Source organism: Pseudomonas juntendi (assembly GCF_009932375.1).
GTDB lineage: Bacteria > Pseudomonadota > Gammaproteobacteria > Pseudomonadales > Pseudomonadaceae > Aquipseudomonas > Aquipseudomonas juntendi.
On record NZ_BLJG01000127.1, the window covers coordinates 16,513 to 31,134 of the forward strand.

The window sequence follows — 14,622 nt, forward strand, 5'->3', positions numbered from 1 at the left end:
CGTACCTGATTCGATCTTTGCAAGGGTAGTAATGGACAATCCGGATTGGGCTGCCAAGTCTTTTTGGCGAATTTTACGTTCAAGACGCCTTGTTTTCGCCAGAAGCCCTATCTTCATTAGCCTGTCGGCACATGACAAAGGAAAAACATTCATTTTAAGACCTGCTAAGACAGTGCTTATACGGTTTAAAAACCACTATAGCAGCTCTTATGATTCGAAGAGCGTCCGATTTCGAGGTGGTGAATGAGTAGAGGCTCGCTGATGGCGCGCGGCGTAACCAACCCCCACAGTGTCGGCACATCCATGCCTTGGGCGATACGCAAAACCTGTGGGAGCGGGCGTGCCCGCGATGCAAGCGACGCGGTGTCTGGCGAATCGGCTTCACCATCCACCTGTCCATGGGCGGTCTTAAGTGCCCTGAAACGTTATCGTGATGGACAGAGAGGGACAATGCCGGGAGCTGTATAAGCCTTCCGCAGGCAACAAAAAAGGCTGCCATTCGGCAGCCTTCTCGATGCTCAGCCCGGACGATCAATCCCAGCTCAACGCCCCACCAGTCTGATACTCAATCACCCGCGTCTCGAAGAAGTTCTTCTCTTTCTTCAAGTCCATGATCTCGCTCATCCACGGGAACGGGTTGGTAGTCCCTGGGTACTCTTCCTTCAGACCAATCTGGGTCAAACGACGATTGGCGATGAACTTGAGGTAGTCCTCCATCATCGCTGCGTTCATGCCCAGTACGCCGCGTGGCATGGTGTCGCGGGCGTATTCGATCTCCAGCTGGGTCCCTTGCAGGATCATCTGGGTCGCTTCTTCCTTCATCGCCGCATCCCACAGGTGCGGGTTCTCGATCTTGATCTGGTTGATCACGTCGATACCGAAGTTCAGGTGCATCGACTCGTCACGCAGGATGTACTGGAACTGCTCGGCAACGCCGGTCATCTTGTTGCGGCGGCCCATGGACAGGATCTGGGTGAAACCGCAGTAGAAGAAGATGCCTTCCAGTACGCAGTAGTAGGCGATCAGGTTGCGCAGCAGCTCCTTGTCGGTTTCGACGGTGCCGGTGTTGAACTCCGGGTCGGAAATGGCGCGGGTGTACTTCAGGCCCCAGGCGGCTTTCTTCGCGACCGACGGGATCTCGTGGTACATGTTGAAGATCTCGCCTTCATCCATGCCCAGCGACTCGATGCAGTACTGGTAGGCGTGGGTGTGGATCGCCTCTTCGAAGGCCTGGCGCAGAATGTACTGGCGGCACTCGGGGTTGGTGATCAGGCGGTACACGGCCAGGGCCAGGTTGTTGGCAACCAGCGAGTCGGCGGTGGAGAAGAAGCCCAGGTTGCGCATGACGATGCGGCGCTCGTCTTCGGTCAGGCCGTCCTGGCTCTTCCACAGGGCGATGTCGGCGGTCATGTTGACCTCTTGCGGCATCCAGTGGTTGGCGCAGCCGTCCAGGTACTTCTGCCAGGCCCAGTCGTACTTGAACGGTACCAGCTGGTTAAGGTCGGCGCGGCAGTTGATCATGCGCTTTTCGTCAACGGCAACACGGGCCGAGGAGCCTTCCAGCTCGGCCAGGCCTTCGGCAACGTCGAGGGCGTCGAGGGCTGCCTTGGCACGTTTGACCGCGTCGGAGTCAGCAGCGGTGGCCGCACGGGCTTCCAGGGCGGCGGCACCGCCGGCGCTGTCGAGCTTGTCGAGGGTGGCGGCGGCAGCGGCCTGCGCAGGGTTATTGCCTTTGGCGGCTACTTCGCCGTCTTCTTTGTCGAATTCGTCCCAGCTCAGCATGGTTTGGCTCCTGCTTGAGGGTTGCCCTGGGGCAACCGCTTGGATTTAAAGAATGTGATGCCTGACGCAAGGCCGTAACGGCGAATGGACAGCTCGAGAGGCTGACTCTCGTTTACATCTGAATGTGTTCTGGCTTGTACCTGGCCAGGCCTCGGGGAGGGGCCAGGACAATTGAATGGTGCTCTTTTCAGAGGGGGCGAAGTATATCGGATTTCGCCTTGGATCGGGGCGCGTCTCTTGCGGGCGAGGGTAACTTTTTCGACCGGAAATGCGTGCGTCCGTTCACCGGGTATGTGTGGCTTGCTATGGGAAGGGAGTGTAGCGGCAAAACGCGGATGACACTACATGTTGTGGATTTTTATTTTTAAGCCACATTATGTGGTGTTGGCGTGATTTTTGTGGGAGCGGCCTTGTGTCGCGAACGGGCCGCAAAGCGGCCCCGCGAATCATGCGGCGAAGCTGCAATCTTGGGGGCGCTTCGCACCCCAATCGCGACACAAGGCCGCTCCCACAGTGACCGCGTTTTGTGAGAAGTCCTGTTCTTTTGCCGAGCCGCGTGAGCGCTGGGGAAAGGGCAAGGTTTCTCCGGGGGGCAGATACAAAAATGCCGCGCGGGGCACCCAAGGGCACCCCGTGCGGCATTCAGGCCTTACTGGCAGGCTTCGCAGTCTGGCTCGTCGATCGCGCAGGCCTTCGGCACTGGCGCTGGGCCGGCTGCCTGAACCGGGGCGCTGTCGCCACCGCTGGAAACGGCATTGAGCTTGCCGGTGTTGATGGTCGACTTCTCGGTGCTGGTCGCGGCCAGGGCACGGAGGTAGTAGGTGGTTTTCAGGCCACGGTACCAGGCCATGCGGTAGGTCACGTCCAGCTTCTTGCCCGAGGCGCCGGCAATGTACAGGTTCAGCGATTGCGCCTGGTCGATCCACTTCTGACGACGCGAGGCCGCATCGACAATCCACTTGGTTTCGACTTCGAACGCGGTGGCGTACAGGTCTTTGAGCTCTTGCGGAATACGCTCGATCTGCTGCACCGAACCGTCGTAGTACTTCAGGTCGTTGATCATGACCGAGTCCCACAGGCCGCGGGCTTTCAGGTCGCGCACCAGGTACGGGTTGATCACGGTGAACTCGCCCGACAGGTTGGATTTCACGTACAGGTTCTGGTAAGTCGGCTCGATCGACTGCGACACGCCGGTGATGTTGGCAATGGTTGCAGTTGGCGCGATGGCCATGATGTTCGAGTTACGGATACCTTTCTTGACGCGCTCGCGCACCGGGGCCCAGTCCAGCGACTCTTCCAGGTTGACGTCGATGTACTTCTGGCCACGGGCCTCGATCAGGATCTGTTGCGAGTCCAGTGGCAGGATGCCCTTGGACCACAGCGAGCCCTGGAAGGTCTCGTAGGCGCCACGCTCGTCGGCCAGGTCGCACGAAGCCTGGATGGCGAAGTAGCTGACCGCTTCCATCGACTTGTCGGCAAACTCGACGGCCGCGTCGGAGCCGTATGGGATGTGCTGCAGGTACAGCGCATCCTGGAAGCCCATGATGCCCAGGCCGACCGGGCGGTGCTTGAAGTTCGAGTTACGCGCTTGCGGCACCGAGTAGTAGTTGATGTCGATCACGTTGTCGAGCATGCGCACGGCGGTGTTCACGGTGCGTTGCAGCTTGGCGGTGTCCAGCTTGCCATCATTGATGTGGTTCGGCAGGTTGATCGAGCCCAGGTTGCAGACCGCGATCTCGTCCTTGTTGGTGTTCAGGGTGATCTCGGTGCACAGGTTCGAGCTGTGGACCACGCCCACGTGCTGCTGCGGCGAACGCAGGTTGCACGGGTCCTTGAAGGTCAGCCATGGGTGGCCGGTCTCGAACAGCATCGACAGCATCTTGCGCCACAGGTCTTTGGCCTGGATGGTCTTGAACACCTTGATCTTGTTGTACTCGGTCAGGGCTTCGTAATACTCGTAGCGCTCTTCGAAGGCCTTGCCGGTCAGGTCGTGCAGGTCGGGCACTTCCGATGGCGAGAACAGGGTCCACTTGCCGTCATCGAAGACACGCTTCATGAACAGGTCAGGGATCCAGTTGGCGGTGTTCATGTCGTGGGTACGACGGCGGTCATCACCGGTGTTCTTGCGCAGCTCGATGAATTCTTCGATGTCCAGGTGCCAGGTTTCCAGGTAGGCACACACGGCGCCTTTGCGCTTGCCACCCTGGTTCACGGCAACGGCCGTGTCGTTGACCACTTTCAGGAACGGCACCACGCCCTGGGACTTGCCGTTGGTGCCCTTGATGTACGAACCCAGTGCACGGACCGGGGTCCAGTCGTTGCCCAGGCCACCGGCGAATTTCGACAGCATGGCGTTGTCGTGGATCGCGTGGTAGATGCCCGACAGGTCGTCTGGCACGGTGGTCAGGTAGCAGCTGGACAGCTGCGGGCGCAGGGTACCGGCGTTGAACAGGGTCGGGGTCGAGGCCATGTAGTCGAACGACGACAACAGGTTGTAGAACTCGATCGCACGGGCTTCCTTGTCTTTCTCTTCCAGCGCCAGGCCCATGGCCACACGCATGAAGAACACCTGTGGCAGCTCGAAGCGCACGCCATCCTTGTGGATGAAGTAGCGGTCGTACAGGGTTTGCAGGCCCAGGTAGGTGAACTGCTGGTCGCGCTCGTGATCGATGGCCTTGCCCAGACGCTCCAGGTCATAGCCTTTCAGGGCAGGGTCCAGCAGCTCGAATTCGACGCCTTTCTCGACATAGGCCGGCAGCGCCTTGGCGTACAGGTCGGCCATTTCGTGGTGGGTGGCGCTTTCGGCGACGTTCAGGAAGCCCAGGCCTTCGGCGCGCAGGGTGTCCATCAGCAGGCGGGCAGTGACGAACGAGTAGTTCGGCTCGCGCTCTACCAGAGTACGGGCAGTCATCACCAGGGCGGTGTTGACGTCCTTGATGGCTACGCCGTCGTAGAGGTTCTTCAGGGTTTCGCGCTGGATCAGGTCGCCATCGACTTCGGCCAGGCCTTCGCAGGCTTCGCTGATGATGGTGTTCAGGCGGGCCATGTCCAATGGTGCCAGGCTGCCGTCGGCCAGGGTAATACGGATGCTCGGGTGTGGCTCGACCACGGCGTCGTTGTTGGCGCGGGTCGCACGCTCCTTGGCACGCTGGTCGCGGTAGATCACGTAGTCGCGGGCGACTTTCTGCTCGCCGGCGCGCATCAGGGCCAGCTCGACCTGGTCCTGGATTTCTTCGATGTGGATGGTGCCACCCGATGGCATGCGACGCTTGAACGTGGCGGTAACCTGCTCGGTCAGGCGCGCGACGGTGTCGTGGATGCGCGACGAGGCGGCGGCGGTGCCGCCTTCAACTGCGAGGAACGCCTTGGTGATGGCAACGGTGATCTTGTCGTCGGTGTACGGGACGACAGTGCCGTTACGCTTGATCACGCGCAGTTGGCCAGGGGCGGTAGCAGCCAGATCCTGCTGGGAATCGGCGGCCTGCGGCACCTTGGCCTGCGGGTTCTCGCGAGTTGTGTCGGTTTGCATGGGTGGGTGTCTCCACAGTTTCTATATTGTACAGGCGCCTTTTGAGCGCCCACCGTTCCGTCCACTTGCTCGATAACCTCACGGGGATGCGCACTGCATGCGCACCCGCCCGCGCGGGCGTACCGACTTCGGGACAGACTCAGGAATAAGGGGCAATGGCTTGCCGCTCCCTGGCCGAAGTCAAAGGTTCTGGGCTGGGCCCAAAAACTGTTGCTGATGAGTGCCAGGCTGACCTGCAACACCCATGCCCGAACAAGGCCCTGGGTGGGCTTGCCTCGGTCGCCTCCGCAGGAGCGGTTTGGCTGCTGAAATCACTTGAAGTTCCACCCCGAAGATCGTTTGATCTAGCGGGTTGACTTTTGTGTGTGATTTTGCACGAACCCCTATATCTAGTGGTTCGCTGCGATCGGGATACAAGATAATGCGGTATTGGGGTGTTTGCAAGGCGAGCGTCTGTGGATAACGTGTGGGTACTTTGTGGGTGAAAGGTGAGTATTCGCTGTAGGCCTTGTGCCAAGTGGTTTGCAGTATTTTTCGGCCGTTCGCCGCCCCGTCGCAGTTTTTGCGGGCGCGCACCCTACCACAAAAAACGCTCGAGCCAAGGGGGCAGGTGCGTGGCTGTAGCGGGTTGCTGCCTGTCAGATCGAGCACCGTGCGGGCCCCGCTCGATGTCATGGACAGCAAAGATCTACAGTCATACGCTCAAAGGCCAAGATTGCGATCCAGAGAATAAAAAGGCCAAAGCCATGGACCAGACCCAACCCCGCATTCTGATCGTCGAGGACGACCCGCGCCTGGCCGAGCTGACCGCCGAGTACCTGCAGGCCAACGGCTTCGAGGTCGCGGTCGAGGGCGATGGCGCGCGCGCCGTGCGTCGGATCGTCGACAGCCAACCTGATCTGGTCATTCTCGACCTGATGCTGCCGGGCGAGGACGGCTTGAGCATCTGCCGCCGGGCGCGCAACCAGTACCCTGGGCCGATCCTGATGCTCACCGCACGCAGCGACGAACTCGACCAGATCCACGGGTTGGACCTGGGCGCCGACGACTATGTCTGCAAACCGGTGCGCCCGCGCCTGCTGTTGGCGCGCATCCAGGCCTTGCTGCGCCGTAGCGAAGCCCTGGACAGCAAGCGCCAGGACCTGGCGTTCGGTGCCCTGCACATCGACCACCGGCTGCGCGAGGCGCGCCTCGGTGAGCAACTGATCGAACTGACCGGCGCCGAATTCGACTTGCTATGGCTGCTGGCCAGCAATGCCGGGCGGGTGCTTAGCCGCGAACAGATCTTCACTGCGCTGCGTGGTGTTGGCTACGACGGCCAGGACCGTTCCATCGACATCCGCATTTCCAGGATCCGCCCCAAGATCGGCGATGACCCGCTGCAGCCGCGGCTGATCAAGACCCTGCGCAGCAAGGGCTACCTGTTCGTCGGCGAGGCGCCATGAACAATTCGATTTTCCTGCGCATCTATGGCGGCATGCTGGCGGTGCTGGTACTGGTGGCGCTGCTGGGCGTGCTCAGCCTGCACCTGGTCAACGAGGTGCGCGCCGCCCAGCACCGTGAGGGCCTGGCGCAAGGCACCTTCAGCCTGATGGCGGACAACCTGGCGGTGCAGAACGCAACCGAACGCAAGCGCTCGCTGTTGATCTGGGAGCGCCTGCTCGGCGTGCCACTGGCGCTGCAGCCGATGAGCGCCCGCCGGCTTGATGGCACCCAGCGTGCGCGCCTGGCCCGTGGCCTGGTGGTGGTGGAAAAAACCGGCCCGCATGCGGCACAGGTGCTGCGCAAGGTTGGCCAGGAAGACCTGATGCTGGTGGCGCAGATCAACCAGATCAGCGAGCAGTTGGCACGCGCGACGCTTTATCTGCTGGCCGATGAGCTGGTGCGCTACCCGGTCACCGAACAACAGCAGCGCCTGGCCCAGTTGACGCAGGAAAAAGGCTTCGGCTTTGGCGTTGCATTGCAACGGATCGAGCGCGTCAGCCTGGACGATGACCAGCGGCGCAGGGTCGAGGAGGGCGACACGGTGATGGCGCTGGGCAAGGATGGCGATTCGATCCGGGTGTTCGCCGGGTTGACCGGCTCGCCCTGGGTGCTGGAGATCGGCCCGCTGTACCAGCTCAACCCGTATCCGCCGCAGTTGCTGGTTCTGATCGCGTTTCTGGGCCTGTGCCTGATCGGTCTGGTGGTCTACTTGCTGGTCCGCCAGCTGGAGCGCCGCGTGTCGGGCCTGGAAGTCGCCGCCACACGCATCGCCCAGGGCAGCCTGGACACGCGCGTACCGGCTGGCGACACCGACTCGGTAGGGCGCCTGGCCGCCGCATTCAATGGCATGGCCGAGCACTTGCAGCGTTCGCTGACCATGCAGCGTGAGCTGGTGCGCGCAGTATCCCACGAGTTGCGCACGCCGGTGGCGCGCCTGCGCTTTGGCCTGGAGATGATCGAAAGTGCCAGCACCGAGCAGGCGCGCGCCAAGCACCTGGCTGGCATGGACGGCGACATCCAGGACCTCGACAAGCTGGTCGACGAAATGCTCACTTACGCGCGCCTGGAGCAAGGCGCGCCGGCCTTGCAGTTCCAGCGGATCGACATCGATGCCTTGCTCGACCGGGTTATCGACGAGTTGGCGCCGCTGCGTGCGGATGTGCGCGTCGAGCGGGGTGAGTGCCAGGGGGCCGATGCCGATGGCGCCTGGGTCGAGGCGGAGCCGCGCTACCTGCACCGGGCGCTGCAGAACCTGGTCGGCAATGCCATGCGCCACGCCGAGTCGCAGGTACGCCTGAGCTACCAGCTGGGGCAGCAACGCTGCCGCATCGATGTGGAAGACGATGGCCCAGGGATCCCGGAGGGGGTATGGGACCGCATTTTCACGCCGTTCACCCGCCTGGACGACAGCCGCACCCGCGCCTCGGGCGGGCATGGCCTGGGCCTTTCGATTGTGCGGCGGATCATCTACTGGCATGCCGGGCGAGCCACGGTAGGGCGCAGTGCGGCGTTGGGGGGCGCCTGCTTCAGCCTGAACTGGCCGCGCCAGCAGGCACCGCTGTAGGCGTCAGACGCTCACCAGGCTAAGCAGATGGCCGTTTTGCAGGCTGAACTGGCCGTGCAGCTCTGCCCCGCGTTGCCACTGTGGCGACAGGTCGGTGAGCAGGCGCAGGCGCGCCAGCCCCTCGCCAGACCAGTCGAGCACTTCGGCGTGCTCGAAGTAGAAACGCTGGCGGGTCAGGGGGTAGAGGGTCTTGAACAGGCTTTCCTTCAGCGAGAAGGTCAGGGTGACCGTCAGCCCAAGCTGAGCGCGGTCCAGGCGCTCCAGCTCGGCCGGGGTGAGAATTTCGCCCATCAAGCGCTCGGCGCGTTCGTCATCGAGCAGGGCTTCCTGATCCAGGCCCAGGCCCTGGCAGCTGTGGGCGCCAGCGACCACCGCGGCGGCCCAGCCTTGGCCATGGGTGATCGAGCCATGGATGCCGGCGGGCCAGATGGGCGAGCGGTCTTCATGGGTGCCAGGCACGTAGTTGCGACCGTCCAGGCGTTGCAGCGCGGCCCGTGCGCATGCACGGCCGGCCAGGTACTCGGCCTGGCGCTTGGGCACCGAGCGCAGCAGGCTGGCGCTTGGCACTACCCCCGCGCGCTGGAAGTCGTCGGCCCCTAGCTGGGCGGGGTCGAAGGCGCAACTGACCAGCACCGCACCGGGTAATGGGCGGGGCAGGGGCCAGTGGTACTGAAGTGGGGCGCAGCAGGCGGGGAGCGTGTTCATGGCGGCTATTGTGCCAGCCGCGGCGACGGTGTGGGAGATGCAATAGCCGAGGCTGCCGTGCAGCCCATCGCGGCAAGCCTGCAGGCCCGACGATCTATGCAGTGCCTGTGGAAGCTGGCTTTCCGACGATGGGCCGCAAAGCGGGCCGTACAATCGCTATTTGAATACCTTCTTGAAAAACGCCTGCATATCCGCCCAGGAGCTTTCATCCGCGGCCTTGTTATAGCCAATGTCCGGCCCGCCATGCTCGCCATGGCTCAAGCGGTCTGCATCCGGGTTGGTGAAGCCGTGCTTGGCGCCTTCGATGCTGACGAACTGATAGTTCACCTTGGCCGCATCCATCTCGGCCTTGAAGGCCTCGACCTGCTGCGGTGTGACCATGCTGTCGGCCGCGCCGTGCTCGACCAGGATATCCGCGCGTACCACGCCCGGTTTGGCCGGGGTAGCGGTAGCCAGTGCGCCATGGAAGCTCACTACGCCGTCGAGTTTCTCGCCACGGCGCGCAGCATCCAGCACCACCTTGCCGCCGAAGCAGTAGCCAACCGCACCCAGCTCGTGCTTGTTGGTGTTCGGTTGCAGTTTCAGCAGCTCCAGGCCTGCATCGAAACGCCTGGCCGCAGCGGCAGGGTCTTTCAGGGCGGCCGCCATGAACGCCTGGGCATCCTGCGGGTGCTCGGTGTGCTTGCCGTCGCCGTACATGTCGATGGCCAGGGCGTTATAGCCCAGCGCTGCCAGGTCACGGGCGCGGCGCTTGGCATAATCGTTCAGCCCCCACCATTCATGCACCACCACAATGCCGGGGCGCTTGCCCTCGACGGCGTCGTCGTATGCGTAGTAGCCGACCAGCCGGTTGCCGTCGGCGTCCTGGTAAGGAATTTCGCGGGTTTGTACTGCCGCTTGGGCAAGGGCAGCGCTGCACATCAGGGTCAGGGCCAGCAGGACACGCATGGGTACTACTCCTTGTTCGGCAATCGGGTCGTTCAGCCGAGGTTCAGTCAGGGTTCAGTCGCGGTTCAGGGTGCCCTGCTTACTCTAGCTTCCAGACCGAAACAACGCACCCAACTGGAGTAACCTGCCATGAAAACCTTCAATACCCTGCTTGCCGCCATGGCCGTCTGCGCCGCTGGCCTCACCACCGCCCAGGCTGCCGATGACAACTTCGCCAGCCTCACCTACGGCCAGACCAGCGACAAGGTTCGCAAGTCCGGCCTGTTGCAGCGCAACACCGACAACCTCAACACCGACGGCATCATCGGCAAGGATGACACCTGGGGTGTGCGTGTGGGCAAGATCAACGACCAAGGCCGTTACTACATGACCTATGACAACGTCTCGGGCGACCACAGCGGCCTGAAACTGCGTCAGGAAAACCTGCTGGGCAGTTATGACCTGTTCCTGCCGGTGGGCGATACCACCAAACTGTTTGGCGGTGGCAGCCTGGGCATGACCAAGCTCACCCTGGACTCGCCAGGCGCCCGCCGCGATACCGACTACGGTTATGCCTACGGGCTGCAGGCCGGGGTGATCCAGGACATCACCGACAAGGCTTCGGTGGAGCTGGGCTACCGTTACCTGCGCACCAATGCGGCAACCGAAGTGGGCGCGCATGGTGGGCCGAAGGATGGCACCCTGCGCCTGAGCAGCAGTGCGCAGACTTACCTGGCAGCCTCCTACAAGTTCTGACGGCCTGCCGGGTTATCCTGTACCGGCCTCTTCGCGGCTAAAGCCGCTGCCACAGCGATCGCACAGTCCAGCAAACCTGTGTGCTCCCTGTGGGAGGGGCTTTAGCCGCGAAGAGGCCGGTACAGGCAATAGATGAAAAGGAGCTGCATATGAAACTGCTGGTGGTCGAGGACGAAGCCCTGCTTCGCCATCACCTCTACACCCGCCTGGGCGAAAGCGGCCACGTGGTCGAGGCGGTCGCCGATGCCGAGGAGGCGCTGTACCAGGCCGGGCAGTACCACTTCGACCTGGCCATCATCGACCTGGGCTTGCCCGGTATCAGTGGCCTGGAGCTGATCACGCGCCTGCGCAGCCAGGACAAGACCTTCCCCATCCTCATCCTCACGGCCCGTGGCAACTGGCAGGACAAGGTCGAAGGCCTGGCCGCAGGCGCCGACGACTACCTGGTCAAACCCTTCCAGTTCGAAGAGCTCGAAGCCCGCCTGAATGCGCTGCTGCGCCGCTCCAGCGGCTTCACCCAGTCGACCATCGCTGCCGGCCCGCTGGTGCTCGACCTCAACCGCAAGCAGGCCAGCCTCGATGCGCAGCCGTTGGCGCTCACGGCTTATGAGTACCGTATCCTTGAATACCTCATGCGCCATCATCAGCAAGTGGTGGCCAAGGACCGCCTGATGGAGCAACTGTACCCAGGCGATGAGGAGCGTGACCCGAATGTCATCGAAGTGCTGATCGGCCGCCTGCGCCGCAAGCTGGAAGGCGAGCAGGGGTTCAAACCCATCGATACCGTACGTGGCCTGGGCTACCTGTTCACCGAGCGCTGCCGATGATTCGTTCCCTGCGCGTGCGCCTGATGCTGGCCGCCGCCGTGCTGGCGCTGCTGTTCATGCTGGGGTTGCTGCCCGCGTTGCAGAAGGCGTTCAGCCTGGCCCTGCAGGAGTCGATCGAGCAGCGCCTGGCCTCGGACGTAACCACGCTGATATCGGCCGCGCGCATCGAAGGCGGCCAGTTGCAGATGCCTGAACTGCTGCCGGACGAGCGTTACAACCTGCCGTACACCGGCCTGCTCGGGTATATCTTCGACCGCGATGGCCAGCTGGTCTGGCAGTCGCGCGCCACCGCCGACCGGCACATCAACTACCGGCCTCGCTACGACGGGCGCGGCAACGAATTTGCCCGCATCCACCAGGCCGATGGTGAAGAGTTCTTTGTCTACGACGTCGAGATCAAGCTGCTGGGTGGCCAGAGCGCAGCCTACAGCATTGTCGCCCTGCAGCCGGTGAGCGAGTACAAGGCCACCCTCGACGGCCTGCGCGAAAAGCTCTACCTGGGCTTCGGCGCTGCCTTGCTGGCGCTGCTGGTATTGCTGTGGGCCGGCTTGACCTGGGGCTTGCGCTCGCTGCGCCGGCTCAGCCACGAACTGGATGAGGTGGAAGCAGGGGCGCGCGATGGTCTGAGCGGCGAGCACCCCCGCGAGCTGCTGCGCCTGACCCGCTCGCTCAACCGTTTGCTGCGCAGTGAACGCGAGCAGCGTACGCGCTACCGGGATTCGCTGGACGACCTGGCACACAGCCTGAAAACCCCGCTGGCGGTGTTGCAGGGGGTGGGCGAAAGCCTGCAGCAGCGCAGTGGCGAACGCGAACAGGCGCGGGTGCTGCAAAGCCAGATCGAACGCATGAGCCAGCAGATCGACTACCAGCTGCAGCGCGCCAGCCTGCGCAAGAGCGGCCTGGTGCGCCACAGTGTGCCGCTACGGCCTGTGCTCGACAGCCTGTGCAGCACGTTGGCCAAGGTATACCGGGACAAACGCGTGGAGGTGCAACGGGTGTTACCCGGGGCGGCCCAGGTGCCGATGGAGCAGGGCGCCTTGCTGGAGATGCTCGGCAACCTGCTGGAAAACGCCTATCGGCTGAGCCTTGGCCAGGTGCGCGTGAGCCTCGAGCAAGTGCCAGGGCGCCTGACCTTGTGCATCGAAGACGACGGGCCGGGCGTGCCGGTCGACCAGCGCGAGCGCATCCTCGAGCGCGGTGAGCGGCTGGACAGCCAGCACCCGGGGCAGGGCATCGGGCTGGCGGTGGTCAAGGATATCGTCGACAGCTATGACGCCGTGCTCAGCCTGGGGGATTCACCACTGGGTGGGGCTGCGTTCAGGATTACCTTCAACCTCGATTGATTCACGGCCCGGGTGGGCGGATTCCCGCCAACATGCCTGTACAAAACCCGCCACCGGGCGGAAATCCGCCAGCTTTCCTCACCTTTATCGCCCCGTCGTTGGGCATTAATCCTTGGTACACAAGGCATTTGCACCCTTGCTGGGCACTTTGGCACCACCCTTGCTATTGATCTACGCAGAGGCCTGCCCAGGCAGCTCGAACACAACGACAAATCCCTCCAAGTGCAGGAGGGTTAGCGATTCAGGTGCCCCATCACCCTGGGAAGGGTGAGCCGGCACACTTGAGGAAAATTAGCCATGACGACACGTCAGCCGCTTTACAAATCCCTGTATGTCCAGGTGTTGGTCGCCATCACCATCGGCATCCTGCTCGGCCACTTCTACCCGGAAACGGGCGTCGCGCTCAAACCCTTCGGTGACGGTTTCGTCAAACTGATCAAGATGGTCATCGCCCCGATCATCTTCTGTACCGTGGTCAGCGGCATCGCCGGCATGCAGAGCATGAAGTCGGTCGGAAAGACTGGCGGCTACGCGCTGCTGTACTTTGAAATCGTCTCCACCATCGCCTTGATCATTGGCCTCATCGTCGTCAACGTGGTCAAGCCAGGCGCTGGCATGCACATCGACGTCAGCACCCTGAACGCCAGTAGTGTGGCTGCCTATGCCGCCGCCGGCGCGCAGCAGACCACGGTCGGCTTCCTGCTCAACGTCATCCCCAACACCGTGGTCGGTGCATTCGCCAACGGCGATATCCTGCAAGTGCTGATGTTCTCGGTCCTGTTCGGCTTCGCCCTGCACCGCCTGGGCAGCTACGGCAAGCCGCTGCTGGACATGATCGACCGCTTCGCCCATGTCATGTTCAACATCATCAACATGATCATGAAGCTGGCCCCGCTTGGCGCCTTCGGTGCCATGGCCTTCACCATCGGCCAGTACGGCGTGGGTTCGCTGGTGCAACTGGGCTACCTGATGGCCTGCTTCTACATCACCTGCCTGTTGTTCGTGCTGGTGGTGCTGGGCGGTATCTGCCGCGCCCACGGCTTCAGCGTGCTGAAACTGATCCGCTACATCCGTGAAGAGCTGCTGATCGTACTGGGCACCTCCTCGTCGGAATCGGCCCTGCCGCGCATGCTGGCCAAGATGGAACGCCTGGGTGCCAAGAAGTCCGTGGTTGGCCTGGTGATCCCGACCGGTTACTCGTTCAACCTCGACGGCACCTCGATCTACCTGACCATGGCAGCGGTCTTCATTGCCCAGGCCACCGACACCACCATGGACATCACCCACCAGATCACCTTGCTGTTGGTGCTGCTGGTGGCTTCCAAGGGTGCTGCCGGCGTCACCGGGTCGGGCTTCATCGTGCTGGCTGCCACCCTGTCGGCGGTGGGCCACCTGCCGGTTGCCGGCCTGGCGCTGATCCTCGGTATCGACCGCTTCATGTCCGAAGCCCGCGCCCTGACCAACCTGGTCGGCAACGCCGTTGCCACCGTGGTCGTGGCCAAGTGGGTCAAGGAAATGGACAACGACAAGCTGGCCTCGGAGCTGGCGTCCGGCGGTGCACCGCTGGTTGATACCCGCCCAACCGACGACCTGGGTGTGGCTGAAGGCCCGGCTCGTTGATAGCGGCTTGAAATGCAAAAAGGCGACCTCGGGTCGCCTTTTTCATGCCTGCGCGGTCCTTGTGGGAGCGGCCTTGCGTCGCGA

At 62.7% G+C, this 14,622-nt stretch carries 10 protein-coding genes and 1 pseudogene; 6 read left to right on the top strand and 5 right to left on the bottom strand.

The genetic code is table 11. From position 1 onward, the window contains the following. The 3 genes and pseudogenes from GYA94_RS28265 to GYA94_RS17550 form a co-directional block, all read right to left on the bottom strand. A pseudogene (locus GYA94_RS28265) lies at positions 1 to 153 on the bottom strand (helix-turn-helix domain-containing protein); the annotation flags it as partial. A gap of 378 nt (positions 154 to 531) precedes the next feature. Continuing rightward, positions 532 to 1,782: a ribonucleotide-diphosphate reductase subunit beta gene (locus GYA94_RS17545; RefSeq protein WP_029885549.1), complete on the bottom strand. Its 1,251-nt coding sequence runs from the start codon at positions 1,780 to 1,782 to the stop codon at positions 532 to 534. A gap of 649 nt (positions 1,783 to 2,431) precedes the next feature. Continuing rightward, positions 2,432 to 5,311, bottom strand: coding sequence for a ribonucleoside-diphosphate reductase subunit alpha (locus tag GYA94_RS17550; RefSeq protein ID WP_054905934.1), 2,880 nt, complete (start codon positions 5,309 to 5,311; stop codon positions 2,432 to 2,434). 746 nt (positions 5,312 to 6,057) lie between these two features. Here GYA94_RS17550 and GYA94_RS17555 point away from each other — a divergent pair. Both GYA94_RS17555 and GYA94_RS17560 read left to right on the top strand, forming a co-directional pair. Continuing rightward, complete coding sequence (locus tag GYA94_RS17555) at positions 6,058 to 6,756, top strand: response regulator (RefSeq protein ID WP_161892781.1); 699 nt, start codon at positions 6,058 to 6,060, stop codon at positions 6,754 to 6,756. Further along, positions 6,753 to 8,360 (top strand): ATP-binding protein, encoded by a 1,608-nt coding sequence (locus GYA94_RS17560; protein ID WP_110679747.1) that lies wholly within the window; start codon positions 6,753 to 6,755, stop codon positions 8,358 to 8,360. The genes GYA94_RS17555 and GYA94_RS17560 overlap by 4 nt, the downstream gene beginning before the upstream one ends. Positions 8,361 to 8,363: 3 nt before the next feature. On the opposite strand, the gene GYA94_RS17565 is transcribed toward GYA94_RS17560, so the two are convergent. Both GYA94_RS17565 and GYA94_RS17570 read right to left on the bottom strand, forming a co-directional pair. Next, on the bottom strand, positions 8,364 to 9,065 hold the full coding sequence (locus GYA94_RS17565; protein WP_161892782.1) for a 4'-phosphopantetheinyl transferase family protein: 702 nt from the start codon (positions 9,063 to 9,065) through the stop codon (positions 8,364 to 8,366). 156 nt (positions 9,066 to 9,221) lie between these two features. Continuing rightward, entirely contained in the window at positions 9,222 to 10,013 is a 792-nt protein-coding gene (locus GYA94_RS17570; RefSeq protein WP_110679745.1) for a dienelactone hydrolase family protein, read from the bottom strand. A 129-nt stretch (positions 10,014 to 10,142) separates the two neighbouring features. Here GYA94_RS17570 and GYA94_RS17575 point away from each other — a divergent pair, with 129 nt between their 5' ends. From GYA94_RS17575 to GYA94_RS17590, 4 genes are all read left to right on the top strand, one after another. Then, entirely contained in the window at positions 10,143 to 10,748 is a 606-nt protein-coding gene (locus tag GYA94_RS17575) for an outer membrane protein (RefSeq protein WP_161892783.1), read from the top strand. Positions 10,749 to 10,897: 149 nt separating this feature from the next. Further along, on the top strand, positions 10,898 to 11,575 hold the full coding sequence (locus GYA94_RS17580) for a response regulator (RefSeq protein ID WP_009682561.1): 678 nt from the start codon (positions 10,898 to 10,900) through the stop codon (positions 11,573 to 11,575). Beyond that, the gene (locus tag GYA94_RS17585; RefSeq protein WP_009682560.1) at positions 11,572 to 12,918 is read left to right on the top strand and encodes an ATP-binding protein; all 1,347 of its coding nucleotides are present in this window, start codon (positions 11,572 to 11,574) and stop codon (positions 12,916 to 12,918) included. Before GYA94_RS17580 ends, GYA94_RS17585 begins: the two co-directional genes overlap by 4 nt. Positions 12,919 to 13,215: 297 nt before the next feature. Continuing rightward, the gene (locus tag GYA94_RS17590; RefSeq protein ID WP_009682559.1) at positions 13,216 to 14,538 is read left to right on the top strand and encodes a dicarboxylate/amino acid:cation symporter; all 1,323 of its coding nucleotides are present in this window, start codon (positions 13,216 to 13,218) and stop codon (positions 14,536 to 14,538) included. Positions 14,539 to 14,622: the final 84 nt, after the last annotated feature.

Bases quoted from the DNA above. Each gene is read 5' to 3' on its own strand.
- GYA94_RS17570 (WP_110679745.1), bottom strand. From the start codon at position 10,013: ATGCGTGTCCTGCTGGCCCTGACCCTGATGTGCAGCGCTGCCCTTGCC.
- GYA94_RS17580 (WP_009682561.1), top strand. From the start codon at position 10,898: ATGAAACTGCTGGTGGTCGAGGACGAAGCCCTGCTTCGCCATCACCTC.
- GYA94_RS17555 (WP_161892781.1), top strand. From the start codon at position 6,058: ATGGACCAGACCCAACCCCGCATTCTGATCGTCGAGGACGACCCGCGC.
- GYA94_RS17550 (WP_054905934.1), bottom strand. From the start codon at position 5,311: ATGCAAACCGACACAACTCGCGAGAACCCGCAGGCCAAGGTGCCGCAG.
- GYA94_RS17590 (WP_009682559.1), top strand. From the start codon at position 13,216: ATGACGACACGTCAGCCGCTTTACAAATCCCTGTATGTCCAGGTGTTG.
- GYA94_RS17560 (WP_110679747.1), top strand. From the start codon at position 6,753: ATGAACAATTCGATTTTCCTGCGCATCTATGGCGGCATGCTGGCGGTG.
- GYA94_RS17545 (WP_029885549.1), bottom strand. From the start codon at position 1,782: ATGCTGAGCTGGGACGAATTCGACAAAGAAGACGGCGAAGTAGCCGCC.
- GYA94_RS17585 (WP_009682560.1), top strand. From the start codon at position 11,572: ATGATTCGTTCCCTGCGCGTGCGCCTGATGCTGGCCGCCGCCGTGCTG.
- GYA94_RS17575 (WP_161892783.1), top strand. From the start codon at position 10,143: ATGAAAACCTTCAATACCCTGCTTGCCGCCATGGCCGTCTGCGCCGCT.
- GYA94_RS17565 (WP_161892782.1), bottom strand. From the start codon at position 9,065: ATGAACACGCTCCCCGCCTGCTGCGCCCCACTTCAGTACCACTGGCCC.